Origin of the sequence: Enterobacter sp. 148H3 (assembly GCF_034107425.1) — a bacterium.
Lineage (GTDB): Bacteria > Pseudomonadota > Gammaproteobacteria > Enterobacterales > Enterobacteriaceae > Enterobacter > Enterobacter vonholyi.
The window spans coordinates 74,228-94,607 of sequence record NZ_JAWNEI010000009.1 but is presented as its reverse complement, the minus strand read 5'-3'; the positions used below and the strand labels follow the sequence as shown (position 1 = coordinate 94,607).

Genomic DNA, 20,380 nt, shown 5'->3' with positions numbered 1-20,380 from the left:
TGTTAGTCCAGTTCGTTATCGAGATCGTTGTTACCAGCAGCCTGCGCTGGGGCACCCGCGACGCGGTTATATTTCGGGCTGAGCTGGATGTAGAGAATTGCCATTACCGCACCAATAACACCCAGTGCAACCAGGTTGAAGTTGGTGAAGGCAGCGGTCACGAAGCCGAGGTAGAAGAACGGCATCAGGTAGCCTGCGCGCATCATATTGATGACCATCGCATAACCGACGACCACGATCATACCGCCCGCGATATTCAGACCGCCGGTGACCACTTCAGGAATGGCGTTCAGCATGCTCTGCACTTCGCTGGTACCGACAGAGATCGCCACGATAACCGCCGGGATCGCGATACGCATCGCCTGCAGGAACAGGGATGAAACGTGGATCCACGACAGTGCCGTGAGGTTGCCGTTTTCGGCCGCCTTATCCGCCGCGTGCTGGAAGGCAACGGTGATAGTACGAACGATGATAGTCAGAACCTGGCCTGCTGCTGCCAGCGGGATCGCCAGGGCGATACCGGCACCGATACTCTGGTGACCGGCAATAACCAGAACGGTCGAAATGATAGAGGCCAGTGCGGCATCGGGCGCAACCGCCGCGCCGATGTTCATCCAGCCCAGGGCGATCATTTCCAGGGTACCACCGATGATGATACCGGTTTTCATGTCACCCAGAACGGCCCCAATCAGCGTACAGGCCACCAGAGGACGGTGGAACTGAAATTCATCAAGTACGGATTCCATACCCGCAATACATGCGACCACGAACACCAGCACAATCTGAAGAGTGGTAATCTCCATTGCACTTCTCCTATTACATAAACTTTATATGAGAACCGGCGGGGGCTTATTTCCCAACTTTGCCGATCAGATCCATCATTTTCAGTTTCTGGTCCGTGGAAACCTTACGGGCTTCCAGTTCAATACCGCGCGCATTCAGCTTGTTGAATGCCTCGATATCTTTCGCATCGACTGAAATGGCGTTGTTGACCTGCGTTTTGCCCTGACGGAATGCCATACCACCAATGTTCACGGAGGTGATTTTCACGCCGCCTTCAACAATGCGCTCAACGTCTGTCGGGTTAGTGAACAGGAGCATCACGCGTTCGCCCGCATATTTCGGGTTGTTGTAAACGCGAATCATCTTGGCGACATCCACGACGTGCGCGGTAACGCCAGGAGGAGCAACCTGAGTCAGAAGGGTTTTACGTACGGTATCAGCGGCCACTTCGTCGCTGACCACGATGATGCGTCGAACGTTGGTCTCTTTGGTCCAGCGCGTGGCAACCTGACCGTGGATTAAGCGGTCATCAATACGCGCAAGGCCGATCACCATGTAATCGTTCGGGCCCATTGGTTTTGCCGGTGCAGCTGCTTTTGGTGCCGCAGCAGGCGCAGGGGCAGGTTTTTCAACCGGCTGTGCTTTCAGGGCTTTTACCCCTTCGCGACCGGTTTCAACGGCCAGCGCCACCAGCTCATCGAAGCCTGGGTTATCGTCGCGCGCCATAAAGGTTTCCACCAGCATGGGGATGTTAACCCCGGCGACGACTTCATAATGCTCTTTATCGACGACAATGCGGCTGGCGGCATTGAACGGGCTGCCGCCCCATGTATCAACGAGAAACAGCACGCCTTTGCTGGTATCCAGCTTCGCGAGTTGAGCGTTGTATTTCTCTATCAGCGTCTCGGCGTTTTCACCGGGAACGAAATCGATCCAGCCGACGTTTTCCTGCTCGCCCAACAGCATCTCTGCCGTTTTGAGTAGCTGCTCAGCAGCCCAACCATGTGTGCCTATGACAATAGCAATGGTCACTTGCTACCTCCTTTTATTATCATTAATACGCCTGCCATGCAGCCGTACTGAGAATCGTATTGGCGAACCGAATCGATTCAGATAAGGGTTAGAGTTCAAAAAAACTAAGACTTCCGCGAATTATTTTAGATAGTGAAAAAATAATTTATGTGATGAAGATCCGTAATTTAGCCTCGCGTTAGAGATTTATCCGTAGAGTAAAGCCGCTGTGTTACAGAACTTTGCAAAGGAACGTAAATCTTTGCTAAAAACACATTGTCTCTGATATGTTTAGCCTCCGTTTAATTGTTCAGGAGTATAGGGCTACAGCCCACTATATGGACCGTCACCGACGTCAGTCATCTGCCAGGCCATTTCGCGCCTTATTCACCGGCGATCCTCGCCACGTATCGACTCTGTCTACCTCTGTTTTGCCCACGTTGAGTGGGGCACCGTTTCGTCATTCCTTTAGCAGGAGCTTGTCATGGAATTCTTAATGGACCCGTCAATCTGGGTGGGATTGCTCACGCTGGTAGTGCTCGAGATTGTTCTCGGCATTGATAACCTGGTGTTTATCGCCATCCTTGCGGACAAACTGCCGCCAAAACAGCGTGATAAAGCGCGTCTGATTGGTCTCTCGCTGGCGCTGGTCATGCGACTGGGACTGCTCTCCGTCATCTCCTGGATGGTCACGTTGACCAAACCGCTGTTCTCCGTCATGGATTACACCTTCTCAGGGCGTGATTTAATCATGCTGATCGGGGGGATATTCCTGCTTTTCAAAGCGACGACGGAGCTACACGAGCGGCTGGAAAACCGTCAGCACGATGATGGGCACGGTAAAGGCTATGCCAGCTTCTGGGTGGTGGTGCTGCAGATTGTGGTGCTTGATGCCGTCTTCTCGCTGGATGCGGTGATCACGGCGGTCGGCATGGTGAACCATCTGCCGGTAATGATGGCGGCTGTCGTTATTGCAATGGCGGTCATGCTGCTGGCCTCAAAGCCTCTGACGCGCTTCGTGAACCAGCATCCGACGGTGGTCGTGCTGTGTCTGAGCTTCCTGCTGATGATCGGCCTGAGCCTGGTGGCGGAAGGTTTTGGCTTCCATATTCCAAAAGGCTACCTGTACGCCGCGATTGGATTCTCGATCCTGATCGAGCTGTTCAACCAGATTGCGCGTCGTAACTTTATTAAGCAGCAGTCAAATCAGCCGCTGCGCGCCCGTACCGCAGATGCCATTCTGCGCCTGATGGGCGGTCGTCGTCAGGTGAACGTTCAGTCTGATTCCGAAAACCACAACCCGGTTCCGGTGCCTGAAGGGGCGTTTGTGGAACAGGAACGCTACATGATTAACGGCGTGCTCTCTCTGGCCTCCCGTTCGCTGCGCGGCATCATGACGCCGCGCGGTGAAATCAGCTGGGTCGATGCTAACCTGAGCGTGGATGAAATTCGCCAGCAGCTGCTCTCTTCACCGCACAGCCTGTTCCCGGTTTGTCGCGGTGAGCTGGATGAGATCATCGGCGTCGTGCGGGCGAAAGAGATGCTGGTTGCCCTGGAAGAGGGCGTCAACGTGGAAGCCGTTGCTGCCGCATCGCCTGCGATTGTCGTACCGGAAACGCTGGATCCGATCAACCTTCTCGGGGTGCTGCGCCGCGCTCGCGGTAGCTTTGTTATCGTCACCAACGAGTTTGGCGTGGTGCAGGGGCTGGTCACGCCGCTGGACGTGCTGGAAGCGATTGCCGGTGAATTCCCGGATGAAGACGAAACGCCAGAGATCGTTGCCGACGGTGAAGGCTGGCTGGTTAAAGGTACCACCGACCTGCACGCGCTCTCGCATACGCTGGGGCTGGAAAACGTCATCAACGATGAAGAAGACATCGCGACCGTTGCCGGTCTGGTTATCGCGGTTAACGGGCAAATCCCGCGCGTCGGAGATGTGATCGAGCTTTCGCCGCTGCACATTACGATCGTTGAAGCCAACGACTATCGCGTTGATATGGTGCGCATTGTTAAAGAACAATCTGCCCACGACGAAGATGAGTAAGCCGGCTTAGCGCAGCGGCATTAAGGGCACGATGTGCCCGTTATGATGCGCTGGCGGGGACGCGCTTCCCGCCAGCCACTTAGGAAAATCCCGTAGCGGCATAGGCCGCGCATAGAAAAAGCCCTGCAGAACAGGCACGCCATGGCGACGCAAATAGCGCGCCTGCTCCTCTGTCTCGACCCCTTCAGCAACCAGTTCAATATTCAGCCGCTGGCCCAGCGCAATAATCATATCCGTCACCGTTGAATTCACGGCGTCTGTACCAATGGCTGTGGTGAAGGACTGGTCAATTTTCAGCACGTCAGGATGCAGCTTTTCAAGCCAGGAGAGAGAGCTGTTACCGGTGCCAAAATCGTCGATAGCGAGCTTCACCCCTTTGCGATGCAGTTCGCGCACGATGCGATAATCCGCATCCAGCAGCGCATCCCGTTCCGTTAGCTCAATCACCAGCTTCTGGCGCGGACTGGCGCTGAACCATAGACGGTTCAGGTCCTGTATCAACACCGCGTTACGGAAATGGCTGGCAGCGACGTTAATGCCGATGTGAAAACCGGCGCTGGCGGGAAAGTAGCCTATCTGACGCACCGTTTCGGCGATCACATAGCGGGTCAGGGGGACAATCAGGTTATGTTCTTCTGCCAGAGGAATAAACACTTCCGGAGAGATCCATCCCTGACGCGGATTATTCCAGCGCAGCAGGATCTCCACGCCAGTGCACGCCTGGGTACGGGCATTCACCAGCGGCTGGCAGAAAAGCTCAAATTCCCGCCCCGCAATCCCCATATCGATCTCCCACGTGAAGCTCATCCGGTTTGCCGTTGCCAGCCAGGCGAGATAGCCCAGCAGCAGGCTCAGCATAAGCCCGAGAGGCAGCTGGGCTGGCAGGCTTTTTAAGGCTAACTCTCCAGGGCCTGGCCCGCTGACCGTAATGGTGAAAGGATTTCGGGTTGATGATTGCTGGAAAAGCGAGCCTTCCTTATCAAACGTCAGGCTGTCGCTGACGCGTTGTCCATAGCGCAGAAAGCGATCGCCTACGGTCAGCGCCACGTCATTGATGAGCGGGCGCTGGGGCTCCAGAATCATTTTGGCGATCAGGTCGATATTAATGATCTCGATGACGCCTGCTTCACCGTCCTGAGAAACAGGATACCACTGGATCAATATCGGGCTACCCTTAAGCAGCCACTGGTCGCTCGATAAAATCAGCTTCGCTGTGCTGGCGGGTAATTCTTTCAGGAAGTCGCGAACGGGCACATTGCGGCTGCCGAAAATACTCGAGCAGTACAGAATACCGTCTTTAATCAGGGCGATGGAGCGTACCGTCTGCAAAATGGCTGCCTGCTTTCGCAGCGCGAGGTGCGCCTGCGGGCAGGGCTGCCCCACCAGGGGCTGCAGCACGCTGCGGCGGTTCTCTAAAGAAAGCAGGACGTTATCAAGGGCGCGAACGGTGTGGCTGGTAAAATCGAGGATCCGCTGTTGGTTAACATTGCGCTGCGAAATAAAGCGAATGCCTAACGTCAGGATGAGCGTGAGGAGCGCAACCGTGACACAGACGATAACGCGTTTTCGGCGATAGTTTTTAATGATCGTTTGTGCAGTTTGCATGAACGGTCGCCTGATAAGCCACCAGCCACAAAAGCCGGACGCAACAGTGAAAGTGTAGTGGGGAAAGCTGAAGGAGACGAGGAAGAAGAGGGAAATTCGCCCATCCGTTGCAGATGGGCGAAAGGCAGTATTAGTCGCACTGCACCTTAATGGCCAGGCCACCACGGGACGTCTCGCGGTATTTCGCGTTCATGTCTTTACCGGTTTCGTACATGGTTTCAATCACCTTATCCAGCGATACGCGAGGTTCGCTGGTACGGCGCATCGCCATGCGTGAGGCGTTAATGGCTTTCACGGAAGCAATTGCGTTACGCTCGATGCACGGCACCTGCACCTGGCCCGCGACCGGATCGCAGGTCAGACCGAGGTTATGCTCCATACCGATTTCAGCCGCCACGCAGACCTGCTCAGGGCTTGCGCCCAGCAGCTCTGCCAGACCCGCCGCCGCCATGGAGCAGGCCACGCCGACTTCACCCTGACAGCCTACTTCAGCACCGGAGATGGATGCATTCATTTTGTACAGCGCACCGATTGCACCTGCCGCCAGGAAATAGCGGATGTAGATATCAGGCGTCACGGGCTCAATAAAGTGATCGTAATACGCCAGCACTGCCGGAACGATACCGCACGCGCCGTTAGTTGGCGCCGTCACGACGCGTCCACCGGCGGCGTTTTCTTCGTTAACCGCCAGGGCAAACATGTTTACCCAGTCGACCACGTTCATCGGGTCATTGGAAAACTTGTCCGTGGTCACCAGCATACGGCGCAGGGCGGAGGCACGACGCGGCACGCGCAGTGGACCCGGCAGAACGCCTTCGGTGTTCATCCCGCGGTCGATACAGGCGCGCATGGTTTGCCAGACGTTGGCAAAATAGTCTTCAATCTCTTTCTTGCTGTGCAGGGCCAGTTCGTTCTGCATCACCATGCCGGACAGTGAAAGACCGGTCTCTTTGCAGTAGCCCAGCATCTCGGTAGCCGATTTGAACGGGTACGGTACGCTGACGTCGCCGACGCTATCTTTGCCAAAATGCTCTTCATCTACGATGAAGCCACCGCCGATGGAGTAGTACGTTTTGCTGTAAATCTCTTTTTCACCGCTGTAAGCGTGAATGGTCATGCCGTTTTCATGCAGCGGCAGGTTGTCGCTACGGAAACGCATGCCGTCATCCTGCGGGAAATCGACTTCCTGCTGGCCGTTTGCCAGCAGCAGGCGGCCGCGTGTTTCCACGTCGCGGATGAATGCCGGGATGGCATCAATATCAACGGTATCCGGCATATTGCCTGCCAGACCCATAATAATGGCGATATCGGTGTGGTGGCCTTTACCCGTTAATGACAGCGAGCCGTAAACATCCACGGCGACACGGGTAACGCTTTCCAGTAATCCTTTTTCGACCAGATCATCGACGAACTGTTTACCGGCCTTCATCGGGCCAACAGTATGGGAAGACGAAGGGCCAATTCCCACTTTGAACATGTCGAATATACTAATCACTTTCACACTCCTGACAGGGTTACCGGGGTTCCAGTAACGATGTTATAACTGCGCATAGTGTAAGAGGGAACACCGACCTCGGCTTAACTATTCACATGAATTAAACTAATGGTTGACGATGGGTTTTGCTAATAGCGCGACGCGGATCGCAAACCTGCGAAAAAGGATGGAATGTAAAGTATAGTCAAGGCTTCAGGCCGATTTGCAACGCCAGTTCACGAATAATGCCCGCCGTCATGCCCCAGACAAAATAATGCTGATACCAGGACAACCAGACCCGATGGTCATGCCCTCGTCGATGAATATCCAGCGGATGATAACGGCTTAGCCGGAGCGCCTCTTCAAGCGGCATTTCAAACACTGCAGAGACTTCATCGACGCTGGCGTGATACTGCAGGTCCGGCGGGATAATACCTACCACCGGCGTGACCTGAAAACCGGTGACGCTATCTACGGGCGGCAACACGCCAATGACCTCCACCGTCTCAGGCGGAATGGCAACTTCTTCCTGCGCTTCCCGCAGCGCGGCGGCAATCAGCGAGGCGTCGGAGCTGTCTACTGCGCCGCCAGGAAAGGCGACCTGACCCGCGTGCTTGCGTAAATGGGGAGAACGCTGGGTGAGCAGCAGGCCCGGTTGCGCGCGACGTACGACCGGGATCAGCACGGCCGCCTGACGCTGATTCAGCGCCTCGCGGTTGACCTGCGGTCTTAGTAGCTGAAAGCGAGATAAAAAATCATCCAGCGTCAGGTTCTCTTTTTCCACCCGTGATTACTCCAGTTGTTTCAGGATACGGTTAACTTTATCAAAGGTTTCCTGATATTCCGCGTCGACCTGGCTGTCGGCAACAATACCGCCCCCGGCCGAACAGTAGAGATTTCCGCTGCAGGCGGTCAGCGTGCGAATGGTGATGCTGGTATCCATGGTGCCGCACAAGCTGATATAGCCGATGCTGCCGCACCAGGCGTTGCGGCGGTGCGGTTCCAGTTCGTCGATGATTTCCATGGCGCGAATTTTGGGCGCGCCGGTGATGGAGCCGCCCGGAAACGCGGCGCGGAGCAGATCGCAGGCGGTGCGAGAGGCGGGAAGACGCGCGGTTATGGTGCTGACCAGATGATGCACTGCCGGGAAAGGCTCGACGACAAACAGTTCCGGCACGCGCACGCTGCCCGGTTCGGCGACACGGCCGATGTCGTTACGCATCAGATCCACAATCATCAGGTTCTCGGCGCGGTCTTTCGGCGAGGCGGCAAGTTTTTCCGCCTGCTGGCGATCGGCGTCGGGATCGGCAAGACGCGGCAAGGTGCCTTTAATAGGACGGGTTTGAATCGTGCCCTCGGCCAGATGAATAAATCGCTCGGGTGAAAGACTGAGTATTGCACCCTGTTCCAGACGCACAAACGCGCTAAACGGCGCCTTATTGCTGGCGTTAAGACGGGTAAACGCCTGCCACTCGTCCCCCTCATAGGTCGCCTGGAAACGCTGGGCGAGGTTAACCTGATAGCAGTCACCGCTTTGCAGGTACGCCTGAACGCGAGCGAATTTTTCGGCATACTCCGCGGCACTCATATTTGAGCGCCAGCCGGAGGTCAATGTGAACGTCTGTGCCGGTGCAGGCTGCTGCGATTCAAGCCACGCCAGACGCGCCTTCACGTCATGATGGCTCAGCAGGGAAACCGTTTTTTTCTGGTGATCGACAATTAACGCCCAGTCGTACAGCCCCACGGCCATGTCGGGCAGGGAAATATCAGCCTGCGCATGCTCGGGCAGCGCTTCGAAACGGCGACCCAGATCGTAGCCAAACAGGCCCAGCGCGCCTCCCTGAAAAGGGAAGTCCGGGTTCGGCGCGGCTGATAAGCCCAGCGCGTTAATGGCTTGCTGAAGCCGCGCCAGCGGATCGCCAGTTAAGGACAGGTCATCGGTTGTCAGCGTCTTTAGCGGATCGGCCACCAGAATGTCGAAGCGGCTGTAGGGGTGGTCCGCATGACCGGAGTGCAGCAGCATCGCAAACGGAAGATGGCTCAGGCGGGCAAACCAGTATTCAGCGGCGTCTGTTCGCCAGGGCAGGGTAATAACAGTGGGGAAGCGCATGTTCATGTGTGGCATACTACCGGGCAGCGTGAAATAATTAGCGCGAATAATTTAGCAGGAGTTGACGATGTTTGCAGGTTTACCTTCTCTGAGCCATGAACAGCAGCAGAAAGCGGTTGAGCGAATTCAGGAACTGATGTCCCAGGGGATGAGCAGCGGACAGGCGATTTCCCAGGTGGCGGAAGAACTGCGCGCCACGCATACCGGCGAGCGGATCGTGGCGCGTTTCGAGGATGAAGATGAAGAGTAATCGGGCTTAAACCGCCGCGATAATCTTAATCTCTACCTTGTATTCCGGCTTCATCAGCGTGGCCTGTACGGTGCAGCGTACAGGCGCGTGACCCGCCACAACCCACGCATCCCAGGCTTTATTCATTGCCGCGAAATCATCTTTGTTTGCCAGGAAAATCGTCGCATCCAGAATGCGGGATTTGTCGCTGCCCTGTTTTTCCAGCACCGCATCAATCTGCGCCAGAGTGTTAGCCGTTTGCTCGAACGCATCCGCATCCAGGTTAGCCGGTACGCCGGTGTAGTAGAGCGTCTGGTTATGGATAACCACATCAGACCAGCGGGCTTCGGCATCAATGCGCACAATTGTCATAAACGTTTCCTCGTTATTTTTCGTCGTCAGGCGGCAAGACTGCCATATTGTTCTCGTGTCGTCACTATTTGGGGTGGCACAGGAGAGGATGGGCTGACATAATCCCTGTGCAAAAATACAGTGAGAGAGCACCGTGGCAGACGATTTTTCCCCTGAAGGTCAATTAGCGCAGGCTATTCCCGGCTTCAAACCCCGTGAACCTCAGCGCCAGATGGCGCACGCCGTTGCACGCGCCATCGATAAGGCTCAGCCGCTGGTGGTCGAAGCCGGAACCGGCACGGGTAAAACGTATGCTTACCTTGCGCCAGCGCTGCGGGCCAAAAAGAAGGTGATCATTTCCACCGGATCGAAGGCGCTGCAGGATCAGCTCTACAGCCGCGATTTGCCCACGGTGGCCAAGGCGCTGAAATACAAAGGCCGTCTGGCCCTGCTGAAGGGGCGATCCAACTATCTCTGCCTGGAACGCCTTGAGCAGCAGGCGCTGGCGGGCGGCGACCTGCCGGTGCAAACCCTCAGCGACGTCATTATCCTTCGCGCCTGGGCGAACCAGACGGAAGAGGGCGATATCAGCACCTGCGCGAGCGTGCCGGAAGACTCACCTGCCTGGCCGCTGGTGACCAGCACTAACGACAACTGCCTCGGCAGCGACTGTCCGCTGTATAAAGACTGCTTTGTAGTGAAAGCGCGCAAAACGGCGATGGATGCGGATGTCGTGGTGGTGAACCACCATCTGTTCCTCGCGGATATGGTGGTAAAGGACAGCGGCTTTGGTGAGCTGATTCCGGAGGCGGACGTGATGATCTTCGACGAAGCCCACCAGCTGCCGGATATCGCCAGCCAGTACTTTGGTCAGTCGCTTTCCAGCCGCCAGCTGCAGGATTTGGCGAAAGATTTCACCATTGCCTACCGGACCGAACTTAAAGATACCCAGCAGCTGCAGAAGTGCGCTGACCGTCTGGCGCAAAGCGCGCAGGATTTCCGTTTACAGCTCGGCGAGCCGGGCTATCGCGGCAACCTGCGCGAGCTGCTGGCGGACAAAAATATCCAGCGCGCGCTGCTGCTGCTCGATGACGCCCTTGAACTCTGCTACGACGTGGCGAAACTGTCGCTTGGTCGTTCCGCCCTGCTGGACGCGGCCTTTGAGCGCGCCACGCTGTATCGCGGGCGGCTCAAACGGCTCAAAGAGATCAATCAGCCAGGGTACAGCTACTGGTACGAATGCACTTCGCGGCATTTCACGCTGGCGCTCACGCCGCTGACGGTGGCGGATAAATTTAAAGAGGTGATGGCGCAAAAGCCGGGAAGCTGGATCTTCACCTCGGCAACCCTGTCGGTGAATGACGATCTGCATCACTTCACGGAACGTCTGGGCATTGAGCAGGCGGAATCCTTGCTCCTGCCCAGCCCGTTCGATTACGAGAAGCAGGCGCTGCTCTGCGTTCCCCGCAATCTGCCGCTGCCGAACCAGCCGGGTGCGGCGCGCCATCTGGCCGCGATGTTAAAACCGATGATCGAGGCCAACAACGGCCGCTGTTTTATGCTCTGCACCTCTCACGCTATGATGCGCGACCTCGCCGAGCAGTTCCGCGCCACCATGACGCTGCCGGTGCTGCTGCAGGGCGAAACCAGCAAAGGCCAGCTGCTCCAGCAGTTTGTCAGCGCCGGAAATGCCCTGCTGGTAGCCACCAGCAGCTTCTGGGAAGGGGTGGACGTGCGCGGCGATACGCTCTCGCTGGTGATCATTGATAAGCTTCCGTTTACCTCCCCGGACGATCCGCTGCTCAAGGCGAGGATGGAGGACTGCCGCCTGCGCGGCGGCGATCCGTTTGATGAGGTTCAGCTCCCGGATGCGGTCATTACCCTTAAGCAAGGGGTAGGGCGCCTAATCCGTGACGTCACCGATCGGGGCGTGCTGGTCATTTGCGATAACCGGCTGGTGATGCGTCCTTACGGGGCAACCTTCCTTGCAAGCCTGCCGCCCGCGCCGCGGACGCGGGACATAAAACGCGCGGTGCGTTTCCTGGCAAACCCAACGGCGGAGTAATTTACCCCGGAGTATGCTAAGATGCGCGCCATTTTGTGACTGACCCTTGCGAGAGCGCGACGACTGATGCGAATTCTGGCTATTGATACCGCGACAGAGGCTTGCTCTGTCGCTCTGTTGAACGACGGTGCTGTTTCTGCTCATTTCGAAGAGTGCCCCCGGGAACACACCCAACGCATTCTGCCCCTGGTAAAAGCCATTTTAACCCAGGGCAACACCTCCTTAACCGACCTCGACGCGCTGGCCTTTGGCCGCGGCCCCGGAAGCTTTACGGGCGTACGTATCGGGATTGGCATTGCGCAGGGCCTGGCGCTGGGCGCCGAACTGCCGATGATCGGCGTCTCTACCCTCGCCACCATGGCGCAGGGCGCATGGCGCATGACCGGGGCAACGCGCGTTCTGGCCGCGATTGATGCCCGCATGGGTGAAGTTTACTGGGCCGAATACACCCGCGACGAGCAGGGCGTGTGGCACGGTGAAGAGACGGAAGCCGTGCTTAAGCCGGAAGCGGTCACTGAACGACTGAAGCAGCTGTCAGGCGAGTGGGCAACCGTCGGCACCGGCTGGCCGGCGTGGCCAGAGATGGCGAACGACACCGGGGTGACGCTGGTGGACGGCAACATGCTGCTGCCTGCTGCGGAAGATATGCTTCCGATTGCCAGCCAGCTGCTCGCAGCAGGCAAAACCGTGGCCGTTGAACACGCGGAGCCGGTTTATTTGCGAAACACCGTTGCGTGGAAGAAACTTCCGGGCCGCGAGTGAATCTCAGTAACAGGAACTGAGAAAAAGGAGTCGCATCATGGCGGTCCAGACTAAAGTAGTACGCCTTATTATGGCAGGCGCAGTTGCCATAGCACTGAGCGGATGCGTTTCCGTTCCTGATGCGATTAAGGGCACCAGCCCGACGCCACAGCAGGATCTGGTTCGGGTGATGAATGCCCCTGAGCTGTACGTCGGCCAGGAAGCGCGCTTTGGCGGTAAGGTGATAGACGTACAAAACCAGCAGGGGAAAACCCGCCTCGAGATCGCAACCGTTCCGCTGGACAGCGGCGCGCGGCCTGTACTGGGTGAGGCCTCTCGCGGGCGTATCTACGCGGACGTGAGTGGTTTCCTCGATCCTGTCGATTTTCGCGGACAGCTGGTCACCGTCGTCGGGCCGATTACCGGCGCCGTGCAGGGTAAAATCGGCAGCACGCCGTATAAATTTATGACCATGCAGGTCAACGGGTATAAGCGCTGGCGGTTAGCACAGCAGGTGATCATGCCGCCTCAGCCGATCGATCCGTGGATGTGGGGTCCGCATCCTTATCGTTACGGCTACCCGGGCTGGGGTTGGTATAACCCGGGACCTGCACAGGTACAGACGATCGTTACTGAGTAACTTACTGTTATTGCTAGAAAAGAGACAGCGGCTCAGCCGCTGTCTCTGTTTTTTTACGGATAAAACGAAAAAAAAGAGTGACGCGCTTCGCAACCTTAAATCTGAACAATTAATAAACTGGTACGCTGAGTTAATATAATGTTAACAAACTGTTTATTATCGGGGTTGTGATGACGACGAACACTCATTTCAGAGGTGATGCATTGAAGAAGGTTTGGCTTAACCGTTATCCCGCAGATGTTCCTGCTGAGATCAATCCTGACCGTTATCAATCCCTGGTGGAATTATTTGAGCACTCGGTAAGGCGCTACGCGGACCAGCCCGCATTCGTGAATATGGGCGAGGTCATGACGTTCCGTAAGCTTGAAGAGCGTAGCCGGGCGTTTGCGGCGTATCTTCAGGAAGGGCTGGGGCTGCAAAAAGGGGACCGCGTCGCGCTGATGATGCCAAACCTGCTGCAATACCCGGTGGCGTTGTTCGGTATCCTGCGAGCCGGGATGATTGTCGTCAACGTCAACCCGCTGTACACCCCGCGCGAGCTTGAGCATCAGCTGAACGACAGCGGCGCGGTTGCGATTGTCATTGTGTCCAACTTTGCCCATACGCTGGAAAAAGTGGTCGACAAAACCCAGGTGAAACACGTCATCCTGACGCGCATGGGGGATCAACTCTCCACCGCCAAAGGCACGCTGGTTAACTTTGTCGTCAAATACGTCAAGCGTCTGGTGCCAAAATATCACCTGCCGGACGCTATCTCCTTCCGCAGGGCGCTGCATGCGGGCTATCGTATGCAGTACGTCAAGCCGGAAGTGGTCTCAGAAGATCTCGCCTTCCTGCAGTATACCGGCGGTACCACCGGCGTGGCGAAAGGCGCAATGCTGACCCACCGCAACATGCTGGCGAACCTTGAGCAGGTCAACGCAACCTACGGGCCGCTGCTGCATCCCGGCAAAGAACTGGTCATTACGGCGCTGCCGCTGTACCACATTTTCGCACTGACCATGAACTGCCTGCTGTTTATTGAGCTGGGCGGTCAGAACGTGCTGATCACCAACCCGCGCGATATACCGGGGCTGGTGAAAGAGCTGGCAAAATACCCGTTCACCGCCATGACCGGGGTAAATACCCTGTTCAACGCGCTGCTTAATAACAAAGAGTTTCAGCAGCTGGATTTCTCCACGCTGCACCTCTCTGCGGGCGGCGGCATGCCGGTCCAGCAGGCGGTTGCCGAGCGCTGGGTGAAGCTCACCGGTCAGTATCTGCTGGAGGGCTATGGCCTGACGGAATGCGCGCCGCTGGTCAGCGTCAACCCGCATGATATCGACTATCACAGCGGAAGCATTGGTCTGCCGGTTCCTTCCACAGAGGCCAAACTGGTCGATGATAACGATAACGAAGTCGCGCCGGGTGAGCCGGGTGAGCTGTGCGTTAAAGGTCCGCAGGTGATGCTGGGCTACTGGCAGCGTCCCGACGCGACCGACGAAATCATCAAAGACGGCTGGCTGCATACCGGTGACATCGCGGTGATGGATGAGGAAGGCTTCCTGCGTATTGTCGATCGCAAGAAAGATATGATTCTGGTCTCCGGCTTCAACGTCTATCCTAATGAGATCGAAGACGTGGTTATGCAGCACAGCGGCGTACTCGAAGTGGCAGCAGTAGGGGTGCCTTCCGGCAGCAGCGGTGAAGCGGTGAAGATATTTGTGGTCAAGAAAGATCCTTCTCTCACCGAGGAAGCGCTGATAACGTTTTGTCGTCGTCAGCTGACGGGCTATAAAGTGCCGAAGCTGGTGGAATTCCGCGACGAGCTGCCGAAATCCAACGTCGGGAAGATATTACGACGAGAATTACGTGACGAAGCCCGTGCCAAAGTAGACAATAAGGCCTGAGCTTCACGTTAATCGTCCAGACGCCGGTTAAGCCGGCGTTTTTTATGGGCGCAAACAAAAGAGAATCCGATTTGAATTACCAGATGATCACGACCAACGACGAGCTGGCTTCGCTGTGCGAAGTGACGCGCGACTTTCCTGCCATTGCCCTGGATACCGAGTTTGTCCGTACCCGAACCTATTATCCGCAGCTGGGTTTGATTCAGATGTACGACGGTAAACACGTGTCGCTGATCGACCCTCTCGGCATTACCGACTGGACGCCGATGCGTGACCTGCTGCTCGATACCGCCGTGACGAAATACCTGCACGCGGGCAGTGAAGATCTGGAAGTCTTTCTGAACACCTTTGGCATCATGCCTCAGCCGCTGATTGATACGCAGATCCTCGCGGCGTTCAGCGGTCGTCCGCTGTCGTGGGGTTTTGCCGCCATGGTGGAGGAGTATACGGGCCTGACGCTGGATAAGAGTGAATCCCGCACCGACTGGCTGGCGCGTCCGCTAACCGCACGCCAGCTGGAATATGCGGCGGCAGACGTGTTTTACCTGCTGCCGATCGCCGGACAGCTGATGAAAGAGGCGGAAGCCTCCGGATGGCTCGCTGCTGCGCTGGACGAGTGCCGAATGACCCAGCAGCGCCGTCAGGAAGTGGTGGATCCGAAAGAGGCATGGCGCGACATCAGCAACGCCTGGCAGCTGCGAACGCGTCAGCTGGCATGCCTGCAGCTGCTGGCAGACTGGCGCTTGCGTAAAGCGCGCGAGCGCGACCTGGCCGTTAACTTCGTCGTCCGTGAAGAGCATCTCTGGGCGGTGGCGCGCTATATGCCGGGCAGCCTCGGCGAGCTTGACAGCATTGGGCTTTCGGGCAGCGAGATCCGTTTCCACGGTAAAACCCTGCTGGCGCTGGTCGCAAAAGCGCAGGAGCTGCCGGAAGATGCGCTGCCGGAACCGCTGCTGAACCTGATGGACATGCCGGGCTATCGCAAGGCTTTCAAGGACATCAAAGCGCTGGTGCAGGCAGTTGCAACCGAAAGCAAACTGAGCGCGGAACTGCTCGCCTCACGTCGTCAGATTAACCAGCTGCTGAACTGGCACTGGAAGCTGAAGCCGCAGAATGGCGTGCCGGAAATGATGGCGGGATGGCGCGGGGAATTGATGGCCGATCGCCTGAATTCGCTGCTGGAAGGCTATCCGCGATAAAAAATATGCCGGGTGATAAACCCGGCATATTCCCCCGGTGGCGCTGCGCTTACCGGGGCTATGAAATCACAAACCTACGGACGCGACTCTTCCGCTTCCGGGAGCGTCACGTTCAGCTCCAGAATCGAAATATCCCCGTCTTTTTGTTCCAACTGCACCGTCACCATCTCCGGGTCAATCTGCACGTACTTACAGATCACTTCCAGGATGTCCTTGCGCAGCTGCGGCAGGTAATGAGGCTCGGCGTCGCTACGACGACGCTCCGCAACGATAATTTGCAGACGTTCTTTTGCGATGTTGGCGGTGTTCTTTTTCCGCGAGAGAAAAAAGTCCAGTAATGCCATAACTTATCCTCCGAACAGGCGTTTGAGGAAACCTTTCTTCTCTTCTTCAATGAAGCGGAAAGGACGTTCTTCTCCCAGCAGACGGTCAACGGTATCGGCGTAAGCTTTACCTGCATCTGCCATTGTATCAAGGATCACTGGCTCGCCCTGGTTAGAGGCGCGTAACACGGACTGATCTTCCGGGATAACGCCGACCAGCTTAATGCGCAGGATCTCAAGCACGTCTTCCATGCTCAGCATGTCACCTTTGTTCACGCGGCCCGGATTGTAGCGGGTGAGCAGCAGGTGTTCTTTAATCGGGTCTTCGCCATTTTCCGCACGACGGGATTTAGAGGCGAGGATCCCCAGAATGCGGTCTGAGTCACGCACGGATGAAACTTCAGGGTTGGTGGTGATGATCGCTTCATCAGCGAAGTAGAGCGCCATCAGGGCACCGGTTTCGATGCCGGCAGGGGAGTCGCAGACGATGAAGTCGAAATCCATTTTTTTCAGATCGTCGAGCACCTTTTCCACCCCTTCACGGGTCAGGGCGTCTTTGTCACGAGTCTGAGATGCCGGGAGAATGTAGAGGTTCTCGGTGCGCTTGTCTTTAATCATCGCCTGGTTCAGCGTGGCATCGCCCTGAATGACGTTCACGAAGTCATACACGACGCGACGCTCACATCCCATGATGAGGTCGAGGTTACGCAGACCGATATCGAAGTCGATAACGATGGTTTTCTTTCCCTTCTGGGCCAAACCAGTAGCGATGGCCGCGCTGGAGGTGGTCTTGCCAACGCCTCCTTTACCCGAAGTAACAACAATAATGCGTGCCATAGAAATTCCTTGTTAAAAAGGGATCAATTCAACGGTTGAACGGTCAACGCGTCGTCTGCCAGAAGCAGGCGAGCCGCTTTGCCATAAAATTCGGCTGGGATCTTGTCGCTCAGCCAATATTCACCTGCGATGGACACCAGTTCCGCCGTCAGGTGAGTACAAAATATTTGCGCATCTCGATCGCCACTTGCACCTGCGAGCGCACGTCCACGCATCATACCGTATACGTGAATATTGCCATCTGCAATCAGCTCAGCGCCAGCACTGACGTGGCTTGTAACAATCAGATCACAGTTTGGTGCATAAATGCGCTGACCGGAACGAACCGGCACATCAATCATTCGCGTTTTTGTGACGGTAGTAACGTTTTGCACCGCAGGAGGGGGCGTTTCGACGGCAACGGGTGCCGCACGCGAGGCTTTTTCTTTGCCCTCATTCAGAAGGGGCAGCCCCGCACGCTCAATTTCCGCTTTCAGCTCAGAATCTTTGCAGCCGCTGATGCCCACGATACGCAGTCCGGTGGAGGAGACGGCCTGCTGGAGAAGTTTCCAGTTAACCGGCGCCTCAAGACCGCTGACGTTGATAACAACAGGGGCGTGTTTCAGAAAGGCGGGAGCCTGGGCGATTTTGTCTTCTAACGCCTGACGAATAACCTCGGGTTTTGCATCATGCAAATGTACCACTGATAAGGTGAAGCTACTGCCTTTAAGCTCGATGGGCGTGTTTGACATCCTGGCCTTACTCAATTTGCTATTAACCGCAACCACTCGCTGCGATATTCCGAAGAGTATCAGGCATGTTATAGTCAGGAGTATATTGAGGCAAGCAACCACCCATTAATTCAGAGTAAAAACATGTTTTGTGTGATCTACAGAAGTACAAGCCGTGACCAGACCTATCTTTATGTCGAAAAGAAAGACGATTTTTCACGCGTGCCTGAAGAATTAATGAAGAACTTTGGCCGACCACAGCTGGCTATGCTGCTGCCGCTTGATGGTCGTAAGAAACTGATTAATGCCGATCTGGATAAAGTGAAAACGGCCTTAGCCGAGCAGGGCTATTATTTACAGCTTCCACCGCCACCCGAGAATTTATTAAAACAGCATCTTGAGGCGAACGGTAAAAAATAGCCTCAACTGTTTTTGCGCACAACACATCAACCGTTTAGGGGTCGACCATGTATCAACATCATAACTGGCAAGGTGCATTACTGGATTATCCCGTCAGCAAAGTGGTTTGCGTAGGCAGCAACTATGCAAAACATATTCAGGAGATGGGCAGCGCGACGCCAGAAGAGCCGGTTCTGTTTATTAAGCCTGAAACGGCGCTTTGCGATATCCGCCAGCCGCTGGCGCTGCCGCAGGGGCTCGGCTCGGTGCATCACGAAGTGGAACTCGCGGTGCTGATTGGTGCAACGCTTCGCCAGGCCTCAGAAGAACATGTTCAGAAAGCGATTGCCGGATACGGCGTGGCGCTGGATCTGACCCTGCGTGACGTGCAGGGCAAAATGAAGAAAGCAGGGCAGCCGTGGGAAAAAGCCAAAGGGTTTGATAATTCCTGCCCGATCTCGGCGTTTGTGCCGGTGAGCGAATTTACCGGCGATCCGCAGGATACCCCGCTCAGCCTGAAGGTTAACGGCGAGATCCGCCAGCAGGGCACCACGGCAGACATGATCCATAAGATTGTGCCGCTGATCGCCTACATGAGCCGCTTCTTTACCCTTAAACCAGGCGATGTGATCCTGACCGGCACGCCGGAAGGCGTTGGCCCGCTCGTGAGCGGTGATGAACTGGAGGTCGGTTTTAACGGCCTGTCGCTGAAAACCCGCGTGCTGTAATCCCATCTTGCCGCCTGAAGAGGGCGGCAAAACTTGCAACAACGTGCCAGACTCGTTATAAGGTGCGCTTTCTTTTGACGTGTGGACATCCTGATGAACGACATCCCTTTCTGGCAAAGCAAAACTCTCGACGACATGACTGACGCGGAATGGGAATCATTGTGCGACGGCTGCGGGCAGTGCTGCCTGCACAAGCTGATGGATGAAGATACGGATGAAATCTACTTCACCAACGTTGCCTGCAAGCAGCTAAACATTAAAACCTGCCAGTGCCGCAACTATGAGCGCCGGTTTGAATTTGAGCCGGACTGCATTAAGTTAACCCGGGATAATCTGCCGACGTTTGAATGGCTGCCGCATACCTGCGCGTATCGCCTGCTGGCGGAAGGGAAAGGTCTGCCTGACTGGCATCCGCTACTGACCGGTTCAAAAGCGGCGATGCACGGCGAGCGTATCTCTGTGCGCCACATTGCGGTGAAAGAGTCCGAGGTTCGGGACTGGGAAGATCACATCATGAACCACCCGAGACGTTGAGATTAAAAAACCCGCCGAAGCGGGTTTTTTATTGTGCTTGTGCTGCCTGATGGCCTCATCTCAACCCTTTCCCACGGGAGAGGGCGCACACACTAAAAACGGCAACCGAGGTTGCCGTTTTGCGTTTACCTTCCGAACAAATCGCGTTTCTTCGGTTTGAACGGCTGAGCAGTCAGCACCAGCAGCGCCACGACAAAGTAGGCGGCAAAAATGCCTACCAGCCACTGCGGCATCTCCAGCGTCAGGAATTCCCACTGACGAACGGAGCAGTCACCGGATGCGACAAACACCTGCGGCAGCCATTTATCCAGCGGCAGCCAGCTCGGGAAGCGGGCGGCAAAATCGCAGGTCATAAACGGTGACGGATGCAGCTGCATCATGGTGTGCTGCCAGGAGAGTTCAATCCCTTTCCAGGCGCTGTACAGCCAGATCGCGATAGCGGCATAGCGAAGCGGCGATTTCGGCGCAATTGCGCCCACCAGGCCCGCCCCCATAATGCCGAACAGCGCGCAGCGTTCATAAATACAAAGCACGCAAGGTTTCAGTCCCATTACGTGCTGGAACCACAGCGCGACCATTTCCAGCGCAAAGGCGGTCAGGGCCATTAACAACCACGCTCCGCGACCGCGGGAGCACTGGTTTAAAAATCTCAACATAATCATTTCCCTGGAACATGCTTAGAAAGCGCAGTGTAAACGAATTCGTTTT

Annotated in this window: 22 protein-coding genes; 11 read left to right on the top strand and 11 right to left on the bottom strand. The window is 56.1% G+C overall.

The genetic code is table 11. The annotated features are described in order from the left end of the window. Nucleotides 1–2: 2 nt before the first annotated feature. Nucleotides 3–803, bottom strand: a complete 801-nt coding sequence (gene manY / locus USH94_RS14500; protein WP_008500490.1) for a PTS mannose transporter subunit IIC — start codon at nt 801–803, stop codon at nt 3–5. 46 nt (nt 804–849) lie between these two features. Next, on the bottom strand, nt 850–1,815 hold the full coding sequence (gene manX, locus USH94_RS14495) for a PTS mannose transporter subunit IIAB (protein ID WP_111964793.1): 966 nt from the start codon (nt 1,813–1,815) through the stop codon (nt 850–852). A gap of 266 nt (nt 1,816–2,081) precedes the next feature. On the opposite strand from manX, the gene USH94_RS22550 reads away from it, so the two are divergent. Then, entirely contained in the window at nt 2,082–2,291 is a 210-nt protein-coding gene (locus tag USH94_RS22550; RefSeq protein ID WP_072015543.1) for a protein YoaL, read from the top strand. After that, nucleotides 2,279–3,838 (top strand): CNNM family cation transport protein YoaE, encoded by a 1,560-nt coding sequence (gene yoaE / locus USH94_RS14490; RefSeq protein WP_111964792.1) that lies wholly within the window; start codon nt 2,279–2,281, stop codon nt 3,836–3,838. The genes USH94_RS22550 and yoaE overlap by 13 nt, the downstream gene beginning before the upstream one ends. A 6-nt stretch (nt 3,839–3,844) precedes the next feature. Here yoaE and USH94_RS14485 read toward each other — a convergent pair whose 3' ends face one another. From USH94_RS14485 to pabB, 4 genes are all read right to left on the bottom strand, one after another. Next, nucleotides 3,845–5,443 (bottom strand): cyclic diguanylate phosphodiesterase, encoded by a 1,599-nt coding sequence (locus USH94_RS14485; protein WP_111964791.1) that lies wholly within the window; start codon nt 5,441–5,443, stop codon nt 3,845–3,847. Nucleotides 5,444–5,573: 130 nt separating this feature from the next. Then, nucleotides 5,574–6,938: an L-serine ammonia-lyase gene (sdaA, locus tag USH94_RS14480; RefSeq protein ID WP_023312197.1), complete on the bottom strand. Its 1,365-nt coding sequence runs from the start codon at nt 6,936–6,938 to the stop codon at nt 5,574–5,576. 184 nt (nt 6,939–7,122) lie between these two features. Next, complete coding sequence (locus USH94_RS14475) at nt 7,123–7,701, bottom strand: CoA pyrophosphatase (RefSeq protein WP_111964789.1); 579 nt, start codon at nt 7,699–7,701, stop codon at nt 7,123–7,125. Between the two features lie 6 nt (nt 7,702–7,707). Continuing rightward, nucleotides 7,708–9,033, bottom strand: coding sequence for an aminodeoxychorismate synthase component 1 (gene pabB, locus USH94_RS14470; protein WP_111964788.1), 1,326 nt, complete (start codon nt 9,031–9,033; stop codon nt 7,708–7,710). A 61-nt stretch (nt 9,034–9,094) separates the two neighbouring features. On the opposite strand from pabB, the gene USH94_RS14465 reads away from it, so the two are divergent. Continuing rightward, nucleotides 9,095–9,277 (top strand): YoaH family protein, encoded by a 183-nt coding sequence (locus tag USH94_RS14465; protein WP_008500497.1) that lies wholly within the window; start codon nt 9,095–9,097, stop codon nt 9,275–9,277. Between the two features lie 6 nt (nt 9,278–9,283). Here the strand turns inward: USH94_RS14465 and USH94_RS14460 are convergent, their stop codons facing one another. Then, on the bottom strand, nt 9,284–9,628 hold the full coding sequence (locus USH94_RS14460; RefSeq protein WP_008500498.1) for a RidA family protein: 345 nt from the start codon (nt 9,626–9,628) through the stop codon (nt 9,284–9,286). A gap of 133 nt (nt 9,629–9,761) precedes the next feature. Between USH94_RS14460 and USH94_RS14455 the strand changes: the two genes are divergently transcribed. From USH94_RS14455 to rnd, 5 genes are all read left to right on the top strand, one after another. Then, nucleotides 9,762–11,672, top strand: a complete 1,911-nt coding sequence (locus tag USH94_RS14455; protein WP_023293935.1) for an ATP-dependent DNA helicase — start codon at nt 9,762–9,764, stop codon at nt 11,670–11,672. Nucleotides 11,673–11,738: 66 nt separating this feature from the next. Next, nucleotides 11,739–12,434, top strand: a complete 696-nt coding sequence (gene tsaB, locus USH94_RS14450; protein ID WP_111964787.1) for a tRNA (adenosine(37)-N6)-threonylcarbamoyltransferase complex dimerization subunit type 1 TsaB — start codon at nt 11,739–11,741, stop codon at nt 12,432–12,434. A 37-nt stretch (nt 12,435–12,471) separates the two neighbouring features. Beyond that, complete coding sequence (locus USH94_RS14445) at nt 12,472–13,053, top strand: Slp family lipoprotein (RefSeq protein ID WP_111964786.1); 582 nt, start codon at nt 12,472–12,474, stop codon at nt 13,051–13,053. A 203-nt stretch (nt 13,054–13,256) separates the two neighbouring features. After that, entirely contained in the window at nt 13,257–14,942 is a 1,686-nt protein-coding gene (gene fadD / locus USH94_RS14440) for a long-chain-fatty-acid--CoA ligase FadD (RefSeq protein ID WP_072253790.1), read from the top strand. 71 nt (nt 14,943–15,013) lie between these two features. Then, nucleotides 15,014–16,141, top strand: coding sequence for a ribonuclease D (gene rnd, locus USH94_RS14435; RefSeq protein ID WP_111964878.1), 1,128 nt, complete (start codon nt 15,014–15,016; stop codon nt 16,139–16,141). Between the two features lie 74 nt (nt 16,142–16,215). Here rnd and minE read toward each other — a convergent pair whose 3' ends face one another. From minE to minC, 3 genes are read right to left on the bottom strand one after another with little or no spacing between them, the layout of a single operon-like run. After that, nucleotides 16,216–16,485, bottom strand: coding sequence for a cell division topological specificity factor MinE (minE, locus tag USH94_RS14430; RefSeq protein WP_008500504.1), 270 nt, complete (start codon nt 16,483–16,485; stop codon nt 16,216–16,218). Between the two features lie 3 nt (nt 16,486–16,488). Next, on the bottom strand, nt 16,489–17,301 hold the full coding sequence (minD, locus tag USH94_RS14425) for a septum site-determining protein MinD (RefSeq protein ID WP_023312187.1): 813 nt from the start codon (nt 17,299–17,301) through the stop codon (nt 16,489–16,491). Nucleotides 17,302–17,324: 23 nt separating this feature from the next. Further along, nucleotides 17,325–18,032 carry a septum site-determining protein MinC gene (gene minC / locus USH94_RS14420; protein ID WP_111964785.1) on the bottom strand — a complete coding sequence of 236 codons (708 nt, stop codon included), beginning with the start codon at nt 18,030–18,032 and terminating at the stop codon, nt 17,325–17,327. 123 nt (nt 18,033–18,155) lie between these two features. Between minC and USH94_RS14415 the strand changes: the two genes are divergently transcribed. The 3 genes from USH94_RS14415 (at nt 18,156) to USH94_RS14405 (ending at nt 19,672) form a co-directional block, all read left to right on the top strand. Further along, entirely contained in the window at nt 18,156–18,431 is a 276-nt protein-coding gene (locus tag USH94_RS14415; protein ID WP_029742143.1) for a YcgL domain-containing protein, read from the top strand. Nucleotides 18,432–18,478: 47 nt separating this feature from the next. After that, nucleotides 18,479–19,138 (top strand): fumarylacetoacetate hydrolase family protein, encoded by a 660-nt coding sequence (locus USH94_RS14410; RefSeq protein ID WP_024909871.1) that lies wholly within the window; start codon nt 18,479–18,481, stop codon nt 19,136–19,138. 93 nt (nt 19,139–19,231) lie between these two features. Further along, nucleotides 19,232–19,672, top strand: a complete 441-nt coding sequence (locus USH94_RS14405) for a YcgN family cysteine cluster protein (RefSeq protein ID WP_111964877.1) — start codon at nt 19,232–19,234, stop codon at nt 19,670–19,672. Between the two features lie 125 nt (nt 19,673–19,797). Here USH94_RS14405 and dsbB read toward each other — a convergent pair whose 3' ends face one another. Continuing rightward, nucleotides 19,798–20,328 (bottom strand): disulfide bond formation protein DsbB, encoded by a 531-nt coding sequence (dsbB, locus tag USH94_RS14400; protein WP_111964784.1) that lies wholly within the window; start codon nt 20,326–20,328, stop codon nt 19,798–19,800. Nucleotides 20,329–20,380 lie beyond the last annotated feature (52 nt).